This is a genomic window from Flavobacterium gillisiae (assembly GCF_900107635.1).
GTDB lineage: Bacteria > Bacteroidota > Bacteroidia > Flavobacteriales > Flavobacteriaceae > Flavobacterium > Flavobacterium gillisiae.
Genome location: NZ_FNRD01000020.1, coordinates 1 through 19,460, shown reverse-complemented (window position 1 = coordinate 19,460; position 19,460 = coordinate 1). Strand labels below are relative to the sequence as shown.

At 34.4% G+C, this 19,460-nt stretch carries 12 protein-coding genes; 8 read left to right on the top strand and 4 right to left on the bottom strand.

Annotated elements, in window-relative coordinates:
- Positions 1–243: 243 nt before the first annotated feature.
- From BLV35_RS18935 to BLV35_RS18910, 6 genes are all read left to right on the top strand, one after another.
- Positions 244–771, top strand: coding sequence for a hypothetical protein (locus BLV35_RS18935; protein ID WP_091093935.1), 528 nt, complete (start codon positions 244–246; stop codon positions 769–771).
- A gap of 127 nt (positions 772–898) precedes the next feature.
- Positions 899–1,198, top strand: a complete 300-nt coding sequence (locus tag BLV35_RS18930; protein WP_091093932.1) for a helix-turn-helix domain-containing protein — start codon at positions 899–901, stop codon at positions 1,196–1,198.
- A 2-nt stretch (positions 1,199–1,200) separates the two neighbouring features.
- Complete coding sequence (locus BLV35_RS18925) at positions 1,201–1,695, top strand: hypothetical protein (RefSeq protein ID WP_091093929.1); 495 nt, start codon at positions 1,201–1,203, stop codon at positions 1,693–1,695.
- 111 nt (positions 1,696–1,806) lie between these two features.
- Positions 1,807–2,850: an AAA family ATPase gene (locus BLV35_RS18920; protein ID WP_091093927.1), complete on the top strand. Its 1,044-nt coding sequence runs from the start codon at positions 1,807–1,809 to the stop codon at positions 2,848–2,850.
- Between the two features lie 3 nt (positions 2,851–2,853).
- A complete protein-coding gene (locus BLV35_RS18915) occupies positions 2,854–3,063 on the top strand; it encodes a hypothetical protein (RefSeq protein ID WP_091093924.1) in 210 nt (69 codons plus the stop codon).
- Positions 3,064–3,125: 62 nt separating this feature from the next.
- A complete protein-coding gene (locus BLV35_RS18910; RefSeq protein WP_091093921.1) occupies positions 3,126–4,121 on the top strand; it encodes a DUF6371 domain-containing protein in 996 nt (331 codons plus the stop codon).
- Positions 4,122–4,148: 27 nt separating this feature from the next.
- Here the strand turns inward: BLV35_RS18910 and BLV35_RS18905 are convergent, their stop codons facing one another.
- From BLV35_RS18905 to BLV35_RS18890, 4 genes are all read right to left on the bottom strand, one after another.
- Positions 4,149–4,598 (bottom strand): endonuclease/exonuclease/phosphatase family protein, encoded by a 450-nt coding sequence (locus BLV35_RS18905; protein WP_245712113.1) that lies wholly within the window; start codon positions 4,596–4,598, stop codon positions 4,149–4,151.
- A complete protein-coding gene (locus tag BLV35_RS18900; RefSeq protein ID WP_143031892.1) occupies positions 4,595–4,789 on the bottom strand; it encodes a hypothetical protein in 195 nt (64 codons plus the stop codon). Before BLV35_RS18900 ends, BLV35_RS18905 begins: the two co-directional genes overlap by 4 nt.
- A 93-nt stretch (positions 4,790–4,882) precedes the next feature.
- Entirely contained in the window at positions 4,883–5,887 is a 1,005-nt protein-coding gene (locus tag BLV35_RS18895) for a PorP/SprF family type IX secretion system membrane protein (protein ID WP_091093913.1), read from the bottom strand.
- A 5-nt stretch (positions 5,888–5,892) separates the two neighbouring features.
- Positions 5,893–11,766, bottom strand: coding sequence for a PKD domain-containing protein (locus tag BLV35_RS18890; protein ID WP_091093910.1), 5,874 nt, complete (start codon positions 11,764–11,766; stop codon positions 5,893–5,895).
- A 1,009-nt stretch (positions 11,767–12,775) separates the two neighbouring features.
- Between BLV35_RS18890 and BLV35_RS18885 the strand changes: the two genes are divergently transcribed.
- Entirely contained in the window at positions 12,776–17,761 is a 4,986-nt protein-coding gene (locus tag BLV35_RS18885) for a LamG-like jellyroll fold domain-containing protein (RefSeq protein WP_091093906.1), read from the top strand.
- A 422-nt stretch (positions 17,762–18,183) separates the two neighbouring features.
- On the top strand, positions 18,184–19,460 hold a 1,277-nt coding region (locus tag BLV35_RS18880; protein WP_143031891.1), incomplete at its 3' end, for an HYR domain-containing protein.

The following is a 19,460-nucleotide window of genomic DNA, read 5'->3' as shown; positions in this document are numbered from 1 at the left end:
TTTAAACTGAACAAACTTTTTGTATTATTGTAATATCTTTCAAAGTGGCACCATTTCAACCGAAATGGGTGGCACGGTCCGACCGAAATACCCAATGGACTTGAATTCAAAAAGCAAAAAAAATGTGGCTTAAAACATTTTAAACAAATATACAATGATATATTTGAAGATGCATTTCCCGTTTTTGATCACAAAGTAGATTCCGATGGCGTTGCTCACACATATAATCCCTCCAAATTACAAATGATTTATTATCAATATGAGGACATTAAACATGATTTAAGTGTCAGTGGAGCAATTGCCGACTATCTTTTTGGAAAACCACAACGAAAACATAACAGAACTGAATTCCAAATATACTCTGACGTAACAACTTTTGAAGCATTGAAACAAGTAGCTGTGGAATTGAACGCTCGTTTTGGATTTGAAAATGATCTATATTTCACAAATAAAGTTGATGATGCAATTAATTTTAATAAATACAGACATATTTTCACAAAATTAGAATCGTATCAATTTACGAATTTACAATTCAAAAGTTTTGCTGACAAGAGAAAAGCACAAACAGATAGTCTATATGAAGTTCTTATAAAAAAAGAATTGATAACTGACAATAAAACAAAATTTATTGATTTTCTGCAATCTGAATATAATTTTAAACCTGCAATAATTAATTCATTTGCTAAAAAAATAAATTATGAACACAACGAAAGAGTCTTGAAAATTTCTGATGCTTGGGATGAATTTGCCAAAAAAAATATGAGAACTTAGCATCTAACATACTTTTGCCCTTTCCTAACATACATTTACCACTTCCTAACATCTCTCTAACATACATTTAATTTGCTGAAATTAAACAAGTTGAGTTACTTGCAATCAAATAATTTTAATAAAATTTATGATGCAACAAACACAATTTTTACAATCATTTAAAAACCTCCAAGAGGAGGTAAAAGAACTCAAAACACTACAATTAAGAGTTCTACTAGTCTTAGAAAACAAAACACCAATTACTTCAGAATCTCTTACATCAAATGAAGAGAGAATTTCCGTAAAGGAAACCTGCAAAATCTTTGGCTGCAGTGAAGTCACTTTATGGAAACTTCGTAAGGAAGGTAAGATCCCTTTTACAAAAATTAAAGGAACTATTCGATTCAAGAAAATCGACGTACTTAATTATCTAAACCAAAAAGGATAATTATGAAAACAGTAATCTTAAACGTACGTGTTTCCGAGGAAACTAGAGATGCCCTTATTGAAGAATCGTCAAACAAAGGGATCTCCATCTCAGAGAACATTAGAGCCATTTTATCAAATCATATTAAGGAGGATATAGATGAAGAAAACACTGATTTTTCAGCATTTGCAAATGGCTTCTATAACTCCAATGAATTTTTATATCTGATCACTTGGATCTATGATAAAAAGGGACAACCACAAGACAATAGCGAAAAGCACATTCTGATAGAACTCAAAAACATACTATTGAGAGTTATCAAAGACAACGCTTTACCAAAGCACTTAATAGAAGAATTTGAGAATGTATTAGTTGATCTTATTAGAGTCATAAACCAATACAACCCTGGAAATAACCAGTTCAAATTTTGCAAATTATTCGAAAACGAGTCTTTTGATTATTCAGGATTTAGCGCACACATAGCCTCTAAAGGCTCTATAACCAGAATTTACATTTAAATCTATCTGTATACATCATTGTGTTACACTTTGTAATACAATGATGTATACAATGTGTAATACAAAGTGTATACACTATACTGTCATTTATAAATACCAAAAAATAACAATATGAGCAACGAAACACACCAATTTAAAGAAGAATTGATACAAGAACTAACTCTAATTAAACCTAATACAGCATCTATTACAACGACAAATTCAAATTGTTTCATCACTAAATGTGTGAATGAATGGATTGATGAAGCAAAGCGAAGACCAATACCTAATATGCTATTCAGCGAACTATGGTTTGAAAATGAACTTTGTATTTTGTTTTCAGATACAAATCTAGGAAAGTCAATTCTTTCCTTACAAATAGCAAACAGCATTAGCAAAGGAGTTTGTATTTATGGTTTTAAACTGGAAACAGAACCGCAGAAAGTTCTTTATTTTGATTTTGAACTATCAGACAAACAACTTGAAAAGAGGTATTCAAACAACTATTCCGACCATTATATATTTAACGAAAACTTACTTCGTGCTGAAATTAATCCTGAACAGGAAACGCCTAGCAACTTTAAATCCTTTGAAGAGTTTTTATGTTGTTCGATAGAGCAAGCGATCATTAAAGACGGTATAAAAATTCTGGTAATTGACAACATTACTTATCTGAATAACGATACTGAAAAAGCAAAAGACGCTCTTCCGCTAATGAAATTATTAAATGGCTTGAAAAAGAAATATTTACTATCAATCTTAGTATTGGCACATTCCCCAAAAAGAGATGCGTCAAAACCCATTACTAAAAATGATTTGTCAGGAAGTAAAATGCTGATGAACTTCTGTGATAGCTGCTTTGCTATTGGAGAAAGCCACCAAGAATCTGGCTTACGGTATCTAAAACAAATTAAGCAAAGAAACACCGAGCATATGTACGACACGCAAAATGTAATCATTAGCAAAATTGAAAACCTATCCAACTTTTTACAATTTTCGTTTGTTGGTTTTGAAAATGAGTTGGATCACCTTAAACAATTCTCTCCCAAAGATACCGATGATAGATTACAAGAAATAGTAGCTATGAAAAATAAAAAAATGCCAAATACTGAGATAGCTAAAGCGCTTGGGGTTTCTGAAGGAACAATCCGTAAGGCTTTAAAAGACAATAACTAATAGATGACGGCAGCTCTAGCATATCAGATAATACAGACACTCTCGGATTCCGAGCGTGACGCTTTATTTGATAAGTTAAGACCTGAATTGAAAGTATTCAGCTTAGATGAACTTTTGTCCGAAGAAGATCAAGAATCGATAGACAGACAAGAGCGAATTGAATATCTACTTAGTACGCAATTTAGAAAAGTTAAGAAATTAAAGTATTCGTAATACTCGTAACATTCGTAACAGGTACGAATGTTACGAGTATTACGAATCTATAAAATAACGTTATGTACAAATTTTCATTAGATAAAACGAGTAAGAAATTCATATGTCCACGATGTGGCAAAAAAAGATTCGTAAGATACATAGACAACGAGAATAAGGGCTATTTAGAGGGTAATTACGGTAAGTGCGATAGAGAAACCAGCTGTAAGTTTCATGAAAGCCCTAAACAAGCATATCAGTCAACAATAGTTCCCATCCAAGAAATAAAAAGGGAGAAATCTACAATAAAATATAATGAGGTAATCAAGTCAGGTAAGAATTATAAAAGTAATAATTTTATCCAATTTTTAAGAACTTATTTTTCTGATGAAGAATTAAAAGCAGTTATAAAGAAGTACTTGATTGGAACATCAAGTCATTGGAACGGCGCTACTGTTTTCTGGCAAGTAAATCAGAATCAGGAGATAGTTACAGGTAAGGTAATGTTATATGATTTAGCGACTGCTAAAAGAGTAAAAAAGCCATACAATCACATTAACTGGATGCACAAAATATTAAAAATTCCAAACTTCGAATTAGAACAGTGCCTTTTCGGGTTACACCTAATCAATGAATTTCCAACACGAACTGTTGCTTTAGTTGAAGCTGAAAAAACAGCAATCATAATGAGCTTATTTCTGCCCAACTATTTATGGTTGGCCACTGGAAGTAAAGCAAATTTCAAGAAAGAGTTATTAGCATTTATCAAGAAGTTTAATATAATTGCTTTCCCAGATAAAAGTGAATATGAGGACTGGAATAAAAAAAGCAAACAATTACAACTTGATGGTTTCACTATCAAATGCAGCGATTACGTAGAAAGCAAAAATGTTCCCGAAGGAACAGATTTAGCTGATATCTATTTTGAATCTAAAAAACCAAAGGTGGTTGAAATTCAATACACTAAAACAGAAATTGAAATCAATAGACTAGCCAAAATTAATCCTCAGATTTTGAACTTAATCAAAACCTTTGAACTGCTTGATGATAATGATAACGAGATTGTTAATGTTGGTTGATTTACCCTGTTATTAGTCTTAGAACATCTATTTTGATTCTTCTTTTACTGTCAAGCATACTCCAATATGATCGCTTAATTTTTTATCTACATTAAACTCCTCTACTTCAACTTCTCCACCTTCAATAAACTTTTTTGAAATCAAAATATGATCAATGTTATCACCTAAATTCCCCGTAGAATTATCTAAATCAAATTCTTCTATTATGGCATTTAGTTTTTCTCGATATTCTCTACTTGGATATATCCAGCCAGAAAGCGAAATGTTTAAATCCCCTACTAAACAAACATTTCTATTTGTGAATATTCTATTGAAATCATTTTTTTGATCATTATAGTCTTTTATAAATCTATCCTTTTTTCCACTATAACCAAAAACCCCAATTATTGTTCCGTAAACAGTTAAATTTCCCAAAGGAGTTTCCAATTCTATCGCCAAATTTGTATTTTCATCAGTAGTTTGAAAACTAGTATTTATTGGGTGTTTTGAGTAAATACTAACTCTATTTTCCCCTCTTTATAGAAATCAACATCATCATGATGTCTTGTTAAGTGAGCTGTGTGCTGCTCAAAATACTCGCTACCTAAATCAATTGTCTTTGAGTTTGTTTCCGTTAAAACCACAATGTCAGCATTGTAGCTTTTTATTAATGTAATTATTGACTTCAAATTTGACAAAGGACTTAATCGTTTAATATTAAAATTTATTATTCTCATAAGCGACTATAAATAATGGTTTACGTTAGATTACAAGACTATAACTCAATAATCCGTTATATAATTAGGACAACCAAAACATTTAACATTGAGATCAAACTGATAGGTCAAAGACAATTCATAAATCCCCCCGGTTTTCCCCATTTTTGAGGTGCTAAAATCGTGTGATAAACCAAACTTTAAATGTTCGTATTGCAATCCTCCAAATACATTTAACGAAGTTACCAAGTGGCTGTTATCTGCCTTAGTCCAAGGGTTTGTAGCAGCAGACACCCCGAAAAAAACTGTCTTGAACATAATGGAAGATCCAAAATCCAATCGATTGTATTCCCCCTGGTTCATATAATTAGCTGTTAGGAGAAACTTTGTTTCGTACGGGAATAAAACCACATCTAAATAATCAACCACTAGAAATTCATATCCCGCACTCGCGGATAAAAACATGTTTAAAGGAATATTTCTATCTGCAACAAATGAAATATTGGGTTTATTGATGTGTTTTAAAGATAGTCCGAACCAGGAATTCTCATTATTAATGACCATCCCAGCAGTAAAATCAAAAAATTGAAATTTGTCATTCAAAATTGTGGGGTCACCACTAGTAGGATTGACGGTTCCTGAACCAATATTGATCTGGTCTGCTAATATTAGGTTACCAAATCCAAACGATTTGGTTCCAAAACCAACTTCTATAGCTGGTCTGAAATACCATTCGTCATTGAGAGCAACTCTATAAGCATAACTGGCGTTAAATTGAGTAAAACTGTATTTCGTATTATTCTCTCGATGACTAAGGACACTAAAACCTATACCGCTATTCGTTTTTTCGCTCCAAGTATTAATAAAAGCATAATCAGTGTCAATCTTTAAATCTAAATCTGGCCATTGTGATCTATGAATAATACCTGCGTAAGTAGTCTCTAAAAACCCTGAAAACCCAGGGTTTAATGTTTCAGGAATAAGAAAATATTGAGTAAATACTGGGTCCTGTGCTTTCATTTGAGAGAAAAACAAACTGCATAGTATTGTAAATAGTATTTTGAACTTCATTTTTATTAATTTATAAGTACTAATGCCCCTTGCTCTTTAACTGTTGCTCCATAAAATGTTTTGGCAGTGATTTTGAAATAATAATTACCATTTTCGCCATCTTTATTCTTGATTTTACCATCCCAACCTCTAATGTTTTCACCTGATTCCGAATAAATTAAGCTACCCCAAGTATCATAAACATCAAAATGGATATCGCTCAATCCCAAAAATACAGGAGCGAAATAATCATTGATACCATCATTGTTAGGTGTAAACCCCGTTGGAGGAATTAAGCTGTATCCTTTTTCCAGTTTCAAATTAACTGTATGAATATAAACACATCCAAAAGGATAAGTAACCGTCTGACTTACGATATAGGTCCCCTCTTTTTTATAAACATGAATAGGATTTTTTTCATTTGAGAAAGTACCATCCCCAAAATCCCAAGATATATTACCATAATCTCCACTTGCAGCATTGGTAAACTGAATAGGATCTTCAATTGAATAAAGTCCATAGGTAGCAAAGGCGATAGATTCAGTTTCAAAAGAAGGCGTCCCTAATTCCGGAATGACTACGTCAAATGTATAGGCAGCACTACAACTCCGAGAATCTAAAGCATTTAATACAATTAAACCATTTTGGGATGTATTCATTATTTCATTATTAGGACCACTAACAACTCCGCTTGACCAAACATATTGATATGGAGGAATTCCACCTGAAGCCTTTGCAACGAACGACTGCTTAATAACTTTAGTTTCGCAATTAAAATCGGTTACAGTTTCTACTTTTACAACGATCGGAGATGGCCTCACAATAGAGTAGTTTCCAGAAACTGTACATCTTCTAGCATCAGTAACGGTAACTAAATAATTACCCGCAGAAATAGCATTTAAATCTTCTGTTACTGAACCATTAGACCAAGCGTAAGAAAAAGGAGCTGTCCCACCTGAAACCAATAAATTAATGGCTCCGCTATTGGCATTATTACAATCTAATGCATTAGTAATATTTGCTGCTAAAACCAATGCTTGCGGTTCAATCATCACAAAAGTTTTTGTAATTTGACAAGGTGTCCCATCAATTATTGTCGCAGTATAAGTACCTGGGCCAAGATTATTCCGCGTTGTTCCGGCAGCACTATTATCACTCCAAACTAATTTTACAGTGGGCATCCCTCCAACAAAATTTAATTTTATGGTTCCATCATTTGCTCCAAAACATGATATTTGAGTAATTGTTGGATCCATCTTAAATATTGGTGGACTAGGAATATTAATTGCTAATACTTTTTGACAACCTAATTTATCAATAACAGTAATTGTATAATCACCAGGGGCTAAATTATTTTGATTTAATCCAACTGCCAAATTACTCCATTGTGTCTGATAAGGAGCATTCCCACCAGAAAGAGTTATAGATATAGTTGCATTATTATCGCCATAACAAACAATTGGTGTTGTAACAACATTAATTACGATTTCAGATGATTGGGTTAGTATGATGGCTAAAATTTTACTACAACCTAAATCATCCGTTACCGTTAGATTGTAAGTTCCTGCTAAAAGATTATTTAAATTTTGATTAGAACTTGTAAAGCCATTTGGCCCAGACCATGAATAATTGTAATCGCTTGCTACAGTTCCTCCTATGGTAGTTACTGCTATTGCTCCAGTTGATGCTCCATAACAAGTAATATTCGTTTGACTTACTAAAGAAACTGCTAAAACAGGAGGCTCTATTATTGTAAAACTTGCCGTTTTTGGTCCGCAATTATTTGCATCTGAAACCGATAGGACATAAGTTCCTGCGCTAAGATTAGAAATATCATCAGTTGTAGCATATGGGATTCCGTTCTTTGTCCATGCATAACTATAGTTCCCAACTCCACCAAGAACGCTTGTTGCTACTGCCCCATTAGCACTTCCAAAACAACTAATATTTGTTTTTGTATCTGTTGTTATAGAAATGTCAATTGGTTCGCTAATGGTATAATTATTCAATATTGGACAGCCACCAGTATCTGTAATTGAAAGAGTATAAACTCCAGGATTAAGTGAGCTAATAATAGGAGCTGTCGAGGTAAAACCATTTGGTCCAGACCAAGAAATTATATAAGGGGCTCCTGTAGAAAAAGGTATTCCTCCGGTAATATTTGTTGTTATGGAACCATTATTTATTCCAAAACAAGTGACATCCGTTTTTACTGCATTTGGATTTGTTGATGGGTTTACCGTTACAATAATTGTAAATATTGTACCTACACATGATCCTGTTGTGGGCGTTACCGTATAAGTAACTGTTGCTATTGAAGTTTTTGTATTAATTAATGTCTGGCTAATATTGTTTTGTGCAGATGATTGAGCAGAAGCTCCTGTTACTGAACCACTCGGGCTAATCGTTGGGTTTGACCAAGTATATGTAGTCCCAGTCGATACAATATCCCCAGAAGTATTGGTAGGTGTTATTGTAAATGCTTCACCACTGCATATTGTTGAAGTCTTAGAGGATATTGTAGCTTTTGGATTTACTGTTACTTGAGCAACGATTGAAGTTATAACTCCGCATCCACCCGATAATGAGGGAAAAGTTATAACACAATAATAGTAGTTTGTTCCAATCGTACTACTTGAAGGTTGAAAAGTAGCGGCATTGGAAAAAGCTATTGCAGTTCCACCAGTAGTAGAATTTAAAGTATTATTATACCATTGGTACTGCGCAGTTCCTGAGCCATTTGCATAAGTGACACTTAATTGAGGAGTTGATTGTCCCAAACAAATTGTACTTGATAATGGTTGTGATGTAAAACTTGGTGCAATATTAATAATAACAGCAGCAGTTGCACTAGTTACCCCACATCCTGTAACTCCATTTTGAGTAATTACACAGTAATAATATTTTGTACCCGCCACTGTTGTTAGTGGAGTATACGTACTATTAGTAGCAGTAGCTATAATAGTACCTCCAGTAGTATTATTTACAAGATTGCTATACCATTGATAAGAAAACGCTCCACTTCCACTAGGTAATATAACTGTTAAATTAGTTGGTATCGTATTTTGACAAACGCTCTGAGAACTTAAAGGTTGTGTAGCAATTGTTGGATCACTATTCACTATTATTTCAGCAACCGAACTAGTTAGATTTCCACAACTATTGCCACTTAAAGTAATTATTACATAATAAAAATAAGAACTCGCAGATGTAAAAATCGGTGGTAAATAAGTCGAATTTATTGCTCCAGAAATTGCAGTCCCGCCAGTTGTTGAATTTGTTAAATTGGAAAACCATTGATAAGTTGGTGTACCTGTTCCACCTGAATACGAAACGGATAATGCAGAAGTAATAGCAGCTCCAACACATAGGTTTTGACTTGCTAGAGGTTGGGTTGTTATACTTGCAGAATTGACGACTGTAACCGAAGCAATAGTTGATGCTATACTAGAACACCCTCCAGAGGTTAAAGTGATTATGCAATAGTAATAAGTTTTACCAACTGTAGAAGCAAGAGGCAAATAATTAGGATTTACTGCGCCTGAAATAATAGTTCCAGTGGTTGCATTATTTACAGTATTTGAATACCATTGATAAGTTGCTCCCCCGGAAGTATTGTTTAAGGTAACGTTAAGACTAGCTGGAGTTCCACCTAGACATATTGTACTTGATACGGGCTGGGATGTAATACTCGGACCAGGATTTATTGTAATTACATAATTAGTTGGTGTTCCACTACACCCATTTATTGAAGGCGTAATTACATAAGTTATAGTTCCAGTTGAGGAACTTGTGCTAGTTATAGTTTGTGATGGAATTGTATTTGTTGCACCGGAGGGAGTAAAGCCAGATATTCCTGCTGTAGCTGTACCAGCCCAAGTGTAAGTTGCTCCTGTTAAATTAGATGTTAAGTTAATAGCAGACGTTGCTGTTCCTGAGCAAATAGTTTGAGCTAAAGGAGTTGTTGTTAGCGTAGGAGCATCATTTATGGTAAATGTCTTTGTAAAAGGAGTTGAGGCTCCACATTCATTTGTAACTACCAAAGTAACTGTATGAGTCCCAGAAGCAGTGTAGTTAATTGCGACTGGTACTTGAGCAGTTGAAGACGATGGAGTTCCGCCCGGAAAACTCCAAGCGTAGGTAAGTGTTCCAGATCCAGGAGCACAAGCAGTAACTGTTGCTGTAGGGTTAATTGTTGTTGGACCACAATAATTTGTCAGTATTCCATTAATTGCTGAAGTTGTAGGTGGTTTTTTCACAACAACTGTTTGAGTAGAATTAAAACTTCCACAGGAATTAGTAGCTGTTAATTTTATAGTATAAGTTCCAGCTTCAGTCAAATTATAAGAAGCATTTGTAGTATTTTGATTTGGTATAGGGCTTATACTTGTTCCACAATTCCCGTTTGTATAAGTAACATTCCAAACATAAGTTGGAGTAGTACAACTGTTTGGAGAAGGAGTTGTGTTGTTGGTTGTAAGAGATAACGGAGTACAACCAGAATTTGTGTTTAATATGAAACTTGGAACTAAAGGTTGTTCGATGCAGATTGTTTTGGTAATTTGGTCAATTCCACATCTATTTCCAATTTTCATTGTTATTGAATAATTACCCGGAACGGTAAATATCGGGCAAATAGAAGTAGATCCACTATTCCATGAATTAGTATTTGTTGAACCAAAATCATTACCTAAGGTTCCGCTAGCAAGGTTGAAACCAGTATTAGGTACTATTGACCAAATAATTTTTGGTGTTGTACAACTTGATGATGATGCTGAGTCACCACCTGTTGAAGTATTTGTTAAACAAATTTGTGAATTAGTACACTTTAAAGTTTGAGGTAGACTAAAGTTAGCTATAGGTGGAGTAGATATTCTAATAGGTACTACAGTTGCAGAAGATTGGTCACATGGATTTATAGCAACAATGCTCGCATAAAATGAGTTTTGATAGGTCGCCGCACCAATATTACTTGATGTACCACATGATGTCTTTAAGAAAGTATGGGTGACTGAAGATGGTGGTGGGTGATTAAATGTTATTGGATTTGAACCATCATTAAAGGTAACTGTGTATGTAGTTCCCGGCGGATTATTACCTGTTCCTGTAATGGGAAATGTCAAATCAGAGCTAATACAAATATCTGTATTTCCTGGATTACCTAATCCTACTGCTGGATTATTCCCAACGAAGACTTTATAGATTTTTGTTATGTTACAACCATTTTGTGCAGTTATACTGTAGGTAAGTGTCCATAGTCCTACAGAATAGTTATGACTTACTGAAGTCCAGTTGTTTGACGTAAAGTTTGGACTACTGTCACCCCAATTTATTGTATAATTAACATTTGTACTTATTGTTGAAGAAGCATTAAAAAAGTCTATTAAAGTTGCTTGATTACTACAAACTTTAAATACTGGAAATCCATTAAAAGTATCAGCAGTAGCACTCGAGTTTAAATCAGCATTAGCTTGGGTATTAATAATAATAACAGCAGTCTGTCCTGAAACAGTGGAGGTTTCTGATGGAGTTGAGGAATCTATTACGCTAACTAAACTATAATTAAAAGTTCCAGCGTTAGAAGTGTTTACAGGAAGTGTTATTGAAACATTAGTACCAGTAGTTGAAATTGTTTGATTAGCTCCTCCATTAATTTTATAAATAAAAGTATAAGGAGCAGTACCGCCGCTACCAGCAAAAGTTATTAAGGGACTTGTTGAATTTTGACACACAGAAGAAGTGCTAGCGGCTATGGTTGCCGTTGGAGGTGCCAAATCATTGCCTACTTTATTTAGTATTTTTTTCTCAATATTTAAATAAGTGCTACTAACTTTAGCATTTAATGTATTAACTGAAATTATTAGAATGCAGGTAAAAATAATCCCGTATAGCTGTTTCATAAATATATTTTGAATAGGAACACAAAAAAGCAACTCTTTTAATTGTAAGAAAAAGTACAATCTTGACAAATGTATAGTATTAATATTTCATTCTTTTGTGGTTTCCCGTAAAGACCTTTATGTAATTACTCAAGATTCAATTAATCTAATACAAAAAGAATTTATCGTAATTAAAAAAAATCAATACGTTCCAAGATTAAAACCAACATATAGATTTATTTGTTGACCAATAATTTGTTTTACAATATCCATAACAAGTGTTTTATTAATTTCTATTGTCATAATGTTAATTTGAATTAAAATTGATTAAATTAGCTTTATATTTTAATAATCACTGTACACAATCCGTACACGGTTTTATGAATTTTAAGTTACATAAAAGCATATAAATCAGGTTTTTTGATTAAAAAATCAAATTCATAACCCTGAGGTCACGGGTTCAACTCCCGTCTTCGCTACAAAAACAAACCCTTAAACATCAACTGTTTAAGGGTTTTTTCATTTGTAGTAAAATCTAAATAAAATAGATTTTGTTTTATAAAATACCACATTACAATCCTCAATTTGTTTCAGTTATTTTATTTTACTTCGCTAATTCTCTACAATTGATACGATTATACTAGTCAAAACAATGCGATTCAAACACATTTTCAACTATCATTTAGTGCATCTTAATTATTTTCTCTTTTTTTTAAGCTCTAATGTACTATTCCCAATATAAAAATCACATCAAAAGCGATATGCGTACTTGTTATTCAAAATTATCGACTTGAAGTTAATTCGATAATTCAATCCGGATTGACAATCCTTTTATCAAAAATTATTTTGCTGTTTTTTATCATACTTAACCTACTTTGTTTTATTTTTTATGTATTTAATCGATTTTTAAAGCTTTTTATCGATACTAAAATAAAATGTTTTATACTTTTACTCTCTAAAATTGGATTTTTAAAACAGTCCTTCTTTTTACACTCCAAAACTGAAATGCTTTCAATTAAAAAAACAACTTATGGAGAACTTTACTATTAAACAAAAATTATTTTTATTATTAATTTTTGTTATTCCTTTTTTTACAATATACGCGCAAACGGTAACTACTCCACAAGTAAATTTTTTACAAAGATCATCAGCAGCAACACCTACCAAAAAGATCTACAATGTAAAAGGTGATTTTACTATGTTGGGGAATACTAACTTGACACTTGCAACCTACGGAGACAATATTGACAATCAATATAATTATATGAAGTTCGTGGACACTGACACTGACCCAGCAACTTTCAATTCTTCTAAAGCAACTCTTGAACTTTCAAATGGAGGAGAAAATACCGCCAGTCAAAATTGCTCCACTGTACTCTTTGCGGGACTATATTGGACTGGAAAGTCAAGTTCATCAGATACATTTACGGCATCAAGACAAGTTCAATCAGGTACTAAAACAGTGAATACTAACTCCACTGTAGGTCATAACCAAAGCATAACTGACTCCAATTATAGCCTTGCAATAACTGTAAACAATTCTGGTAATAGTCGCTGGCCTGTTTATACTTTTAGCGGTAATGGTAACACCTATGCTTTCGAATTTAATAATACTCCTACCATAACATTAAGAGTAAATAATAGCCCAACAACATCTAATATCCTTTTTACATCGGTAAGTTCGGGTGGTGTCTATACTGCCACACTTACTACTCCCTATGTTATTGCAGATGGAGGAGTAAACCTAACTATCAATCAACTAATAAGAAGTTCGGCTACAGACAATAATAATTCAACTGTTCAAAGTACATCATCGGCAGCCATAAATGTATCAGGAACTGTACCCAACTACATAACTGACTCCAAATCTTTTAATAAAAAAGCAATAAAATTAAAAGGACCAGGAGCAAGCACCTATACTACCATTACCGCAAAAACAGTAGGAGCTAATTCAGAACTTCTTTTTCCAGGAACAACCTACAGCGGAATTTTTGTGGGTTATCAAGAAATAACAGATTACGTAAAAGCAAATGGGCCAGGTGCTTACACCGTTGCTGATATTGCCTTATTAGAAGCGGGATCAAATAATGACTCACCCGGTTTTTCAGGGGGATGGACAATGATTGTTATCTATGAAAATCCAGTTATGAAAAGCCGAGCAGTAACCCTTTTTGATGGGTATGCCTATGTAAACGGAACACTGAACAGTAATGCTGGCGAGTTCGGAAACATTCCTATTTCAGGATTCACAACTGTTGGTACAGGACCTGTGAACATGAAATTAGGGGTAATGGCAGCCGAGGGAGATGTGGGCCTAAGTGGAGATTATCTCGCAGTTCAAAAATTGAATGCGGATCCTAATACCTATAACGCAACTAATTATTTAACCTTAAATCATGCTGGAAACACGACTAATAACTTTTTCAATTCTTCTATTTTTCCGATTCCAGCTGCAGGCAAAAGTGATCCAATCCTAAAAAATAATACAGGAGTCGATTTTAGTATGTTTACGATTCCTAACACAAGTAATTTAGTTATTGGAAATAACCAAACATCTACTACATTTCGCTTTGGCTCATCGGGCGATATATTTACCATCTTTGGTTTTGCCATGTCGGTAGACGCTTACATACCAGAGCCTCAAGGACTTATTGTTGTAAACAAAATTGGCGGTGTCACTCCAGCCACACCCTTAACGGCACTGCCTGGGGATGAAATAGAGTACAAGATCGACATCAAAAATAGGGGTTCAGAGCCCACAAAGAACACAATCATAACCGTTCCAGTGCCTGTATCTGCATTATATGGAGTTGGAAGTATTACTACCAGCCTTATTCATCCTTCTTTTACGCCCGCGAATGCTCCCTATTATGATTCTGGATCTAATTCCGTAATATGGAACGTAGGTAATCTCCCTTTACTTTCAGACCCAAACACATTATTAGGAAGCTTAATATTTAAAGTAACATTAACCACTGATTGTGCTACCTTATTTAATTCGGGTTGTAATGCAAGTATCTCAATAAATGGAGCGATTACTGGAAATGGATCCATATCTAACACCGCTTTTAATTTACCTATTTCGCAAGGTAGTGATCCAACATCTAGCTGTGGAGGTCTGATTTTTAAACCTATTTTAGTGAATTTCAATAGCTCGAATAGCCCTTGTTTCGCAGCTTTAGCAGGACCTGATAAAGCACCACCTGTTTGCGGATTAGAAGCTGTAACTCTTGGCGCCACTGCAGGTACGTCAGGCACATGGTCCATTGCTAGCGGTCCAGCTGGGGGGGGCGAGCTTTTCTCCAATATTAATAGCCCAACGACTGAATTCTCAAGTCCTAATACGGGGGGGTATACCTTGAGATGGACACTCCCTTTTGGTGGTGGAAGCTGCACCCCTATTATTGATGACGTACTTGTAAGCATAGGGTTATGTAACAAATTAGATTTTGACGGAATAGACGATAATGTTAATTTAAAAAATAATTATAATTTAAATACTGGATCTTTTAGTATCGAAACTTGGATTAAACCGGGAGCATCTAATGCTGGGATTCAAACTATTTTTTCAAAAAGAAGTTCCAGTGCCCTTACTGATGGATACGATTTAAGATTAGTTAATAATGTTGTTTCTTTCAACTGGAACAACAGTAACGCTATAACTTCAAATTACGCAATAAATACGGGTAGATGGTACCACATTGCAGTTACATTTAATGGTACATCATACAATCTGTACATTGATGGAATTAGCGTCAAAAATGCAACAGCAGGCGCTAACCCCGTAGCGAATAATAATGCTAAATGTATTCTAGGTGCGATGATTCAAGGATCTAATTATCCTTATCTGCCTACTAATTATTTCAAGGGTTGGATGCAAGAATTACGCATCTGGAATGTTGCGCTCACAACTGCGCAAACGCGCCAAATGATGAATCAACGTATTACTAATACGAGTACTAATGTCCTAGGTGCAATAGTGCCATTAACGGTTCCAGGACTTAGTTGGTCCAATCTAGAAGGCTACTATCAGATGACTCAGTCTACTGACGTCCTTAACGGATTCTTGGTAGACAAAACTAGCAATCTTCGTAATGGTAAATTAATTGGTATTGTAACTGCACAACCAGAAACAGCTCCTTTACCATACACGTCGTCAGCACATACTCCTTGGGAAACATCTAGTACATGGACAAACGGTAGCGTTTGGAATATACCTAATACTTTAGGTGTCGATGGGACTACGTATATTGATTGGAACATAGTTAAAACCAATAACAATATAACTACTGCTGGTAATAAAACAGTATTAGGATTACTTGTTGAAAGTAACACGCTTGAAGCTAATAATAATAATAAAATCGAAATTTCGCATTATTTAAAGTTAGATGGAAAAATAGACTTAGTGGGTAGGTCACAATTGGTACAAACCGAAGGAAGTATTTTGGATGTCGCGAGTAGCGGTTCGATTGAGAGAGACCAGCTAGGCCAATCAAATAAGTACAACTACAATTACTGGAGTTCTCCTGTAAGTCCAATAAATACAACTCAAAACAACAAAGACTACACTGTTGCGGGTGTTATGAAAGATGGGACTACAACAACACCACAAAACATCAATTGGGTTGGGGGTTATGACGGGTCACCTACTGCTCCTATTAGTGTAGCTCGTTATTGGTTGTATAAATTTGACAGTTTGAATAATGATTATGCAAACTGGACACAGTTTTTAGAAACAGCTCCTCTTAGAGTAGGTCTAGGATATACTATGAAAGGAAGCGGAAGCGCTTTAGGAAACCAAACTTATACTTTTGTTGGTAAACCAAACAATGGAACAATCGCATCAAGCACCGTAGGTGATGATCAATTACTATTAACAGGAAATCCATATCCATCAGCAATAGACGCCGATGCTTTTATAAATGATAATATTGGTGCTATCGAATCCTTTTCAAGTCCATCTCTAGATGGAACACTTTACTTTTGGGAACATTACGCAACAAATAACACCCATATACTTCGTGATTACCAAGGGGGATATGCAGTACGAAACCTTACTGGAGGTATTGCACCGGCATCAGCAGGTATAGATTTTATCAGTCAATCAGGAACACCGTCAAGAGGAATCCCTAATCGTTTTATTCCTGTCGGGCAAGGCTTTTTTGTAAACGGGAAAATTGGATCCGGAGGTACAATTGTTTTCAAAAATAGTCAACGTGGTTTTCATAAAGAAGACGATGCTACCTATTCTAATGTTATTTATAAAACAAAGAAAGATGTAAAGCAAACCTGGAAATCGAATGAAAATGATACTGAAACTGCAGATACCAGTAAAAGAATCCGTTTAGGCTTCAACTCTCATAATGATTTTCACCGCCAGGTATTACTAGGTTTTATGAATGAAAAAGCGACTGCTGGCATAGATGCTGGTTATGATGGATTGAATATTGATGATTTCCCTAACGACATGTACTTCCTGAATGAAGAAAATCAATTGGCGATTCAAGGAGAAGGTTACTTTGATACAAGTGCCTCCTACCCCATTGGCATAAAAACAGATGCGGAAGGAACTGTAAAATTCATGATTGATGGATTAGAAAACATTGACATTGAGCAAACCATTTTTATTTATGATAATGACACTGATATGTATCATGATATTCGCAATGAAGCATTTGAAATAACCGTTCCTAAAGGGGAAAACAATACTCGTTTTTCATTACGATTTACATATAAAAAATTGAGAGTTGACGAAAAAAAAATCAATGATAATACTATTAAAATCAATTATTTACAAAATGGAAACAGCCTTGTAATCAATAATAATTTATTAGATACAATTGTTACAAAAGTTACGTTATTTAATATCGTTGGCCAATCAATAAGTACTTGGGAAATTAAAAATCAATCCCAACAAAACATTCAACTTCCTATCAAAAAAGTAAGTTCTGGTGTATATATCGCAAGAATTCAAACTTCAAAAGGAGATTTTAGTAAAAAAATAATTATCCCTTAATTTATCAAGTCTATCGTTACAAAAACAAAAAACTGCCATAATAGGCAGTTTTGTTTTTCCTTGAAACTTAAGGCTAAAAATGAATAAAAAAGGAAACTATTTTTTTAAAAGAAGTAGTTCATCGATATTTAAGACATCTTGGTCGGTAAAATCTTTTTAATTCCCGAAAAAAGTTGTTACTTCGTTATATTACAGCAAGATAAGCCCATAATCTATATTTTACACTAATAAATTATTTGAAAACTTATACTGTTTTCTATATTAGATAAAAAGAGAATTAGTGAACAAGTTACTACTTTGTTACTCTCTTAATGTAAATACCACAAATATAATCGGGCATTATTACAGTTACAAAACGGTTTTAGATTCTTCTATTTCCATTTTATAAATTATTAGAATTTTATTTCTAAAATGTAGATGCCATGAAAAAAAAATACTTATTTACAATACTGTTAGTTCTAAGTTCGTTTTATAATTATGGGCAATGCACTGTTCCAGATATTGAAAATCCAACCTTTACCTCTTGCCCAACAAACTTAACTCCAAATGTAGGAGCTGGTACTTGTACCGCTAGTGTAGCTACAGCAAATCCTGTTACGGCAGATAATTGCGCGGTTACGAAATTGACTTGGGCTTTGACCGGCGCAACCACAGGGAATTCTCCAGCAACTGGAATCAATAATCTAGCAACGCAAGCATTTAATCTAGGAACTACGACCGTTACTTATACAGCATCTGATGCGGCTGGAAACAGCGAAGTGTGTTATTACACTGTCATTGTTAGTGACAATATCAATCCAACTATATCGTGTCCAGCGAATGTGAATACCAATGTAGGAGCTGGTACTTGTACCGCTAGTGTAGCTACAGCAAATTCTGTTACGGCAGATAATTGCTCGGTGACAAAATTGACCTGGGCTTTAACTGGTGCAACTACTGCAAATTCAGCAGCAACAGGAATCAATAATTTAGGAACTCAAGTATTTAATTTAGGAACTACAACTGTTACTTATACCGTATCAGATGCAGCTGGAAACACTGCCAATTGCTCATATACTGTAATTGTAACTGATAACATCAATCCAACCTTTACCTCTTGCCCAACAAACTTAACTCCAAATGTAGGAGCTGGTACTTGTACCGCTAGTGTAGCTACAGCAAATCCTGTTACGGCAGATAATTGCTCGGTGACAAAATTGACCTGGGCATTAACTGGAGCAACTACTGCAAATTCAGTAGCAACAGGAATCAATAATTTAGGAACTCAAGTCTTTAATCTTGGAACGACAACAGTAACCTATACTGTTTCTGATGCAGCGAATAACAGTGTTAGCTGTTCTTTTACCGTAATTGTTAGTGACAATATCAATCCAACTATAACATGTCCATCGAATATGACGGCCAATATTGGTGCAGGATCTTGTACCGCAAGTGTAATCACTCCAAATCCAACTACTAATGACAACTGCTCCGTTACCAAATTGACTTGGGCTTTAACTGGTGCAACTACAGGAAATTCTGCAGCTTCTGGTATCAATAATTTAGGAACGCAAGTCTTTAATCTTGGAACGACAACAGTAACCTATACTGTTTCTGATGCAGCAAATAACAGTGTTAGCTGTTCTTTTACTGTAATTGTTAGTGACAATATCAATCCAACTATAACATGTCCATCGAATATGACGGCCAATGTTGGTGC

Excerpts from the sequence above, each read along its gene's own strand:
- BLV35_RS18935 (WP_091093935.1), top strand. The coding sequence starts at position 244 with ATGATTTATTATCAATATGAGGACATTAAACATGATTTAAGTGTCAGT.
- BLV35_RS18930 (WP_091093932.1), top strand. The coding sequence starts at position 899 with ATGATGCAACAAACACAATTTTTACAATCATTTAAAAACCTCCAAGAG.
- BLV35_RS18925 (WP_091093929.1), top strand. The coding sequence starts at position 1,201 with ATGAAAACAGTAATCTTAAACGTACGTGTTTCCGAGGAAACTAGAGAT.
- BLV35_RS18920 (WP_091093927.1), top strand. The coding sequence starts at position 1,807 with ATGAGCAACGAAACACACCAATTTAAAGAAGAATTGATACAAGAACTA.
- BLV35_RS18915 (WP_091093924.1), top strand. The coding sequence starts at position 2,854 with ATGACGGCAGCTCTAGCATATCAGATAATACAGACACTCTCGGATTCC.
- BLV35_RS18910 (WP_091093921.1), top strand. The coding sequence starts at position 3,126 with ATGTACAAATTTTCATTAGATAAAACGAGTAAGAAATTCATATGTCCA.
- BLV35_RS18895 (WP_091093913.1), bottom strand. The coding sequence starts at position 5,887 with ATGAAGTTCAAAATACTATTTACAATACTATGCAGTTTGTTTTTCTCT.
- BLV35_RS18890 (WP_091093910.1), bottom strand. The coding sequence starts at position 11,766 with ATGAAACAGCTATACGGGATTATTTTTACCTGCATTCTAATAATTTCA.
- BLV35_RS18885 (WP_091093906.1), top strand. The coding sequence starts at position 12,776 with ATGGAGAACTTTACTATTAAACAAAAATTATTTTTATTATTAATTTTT.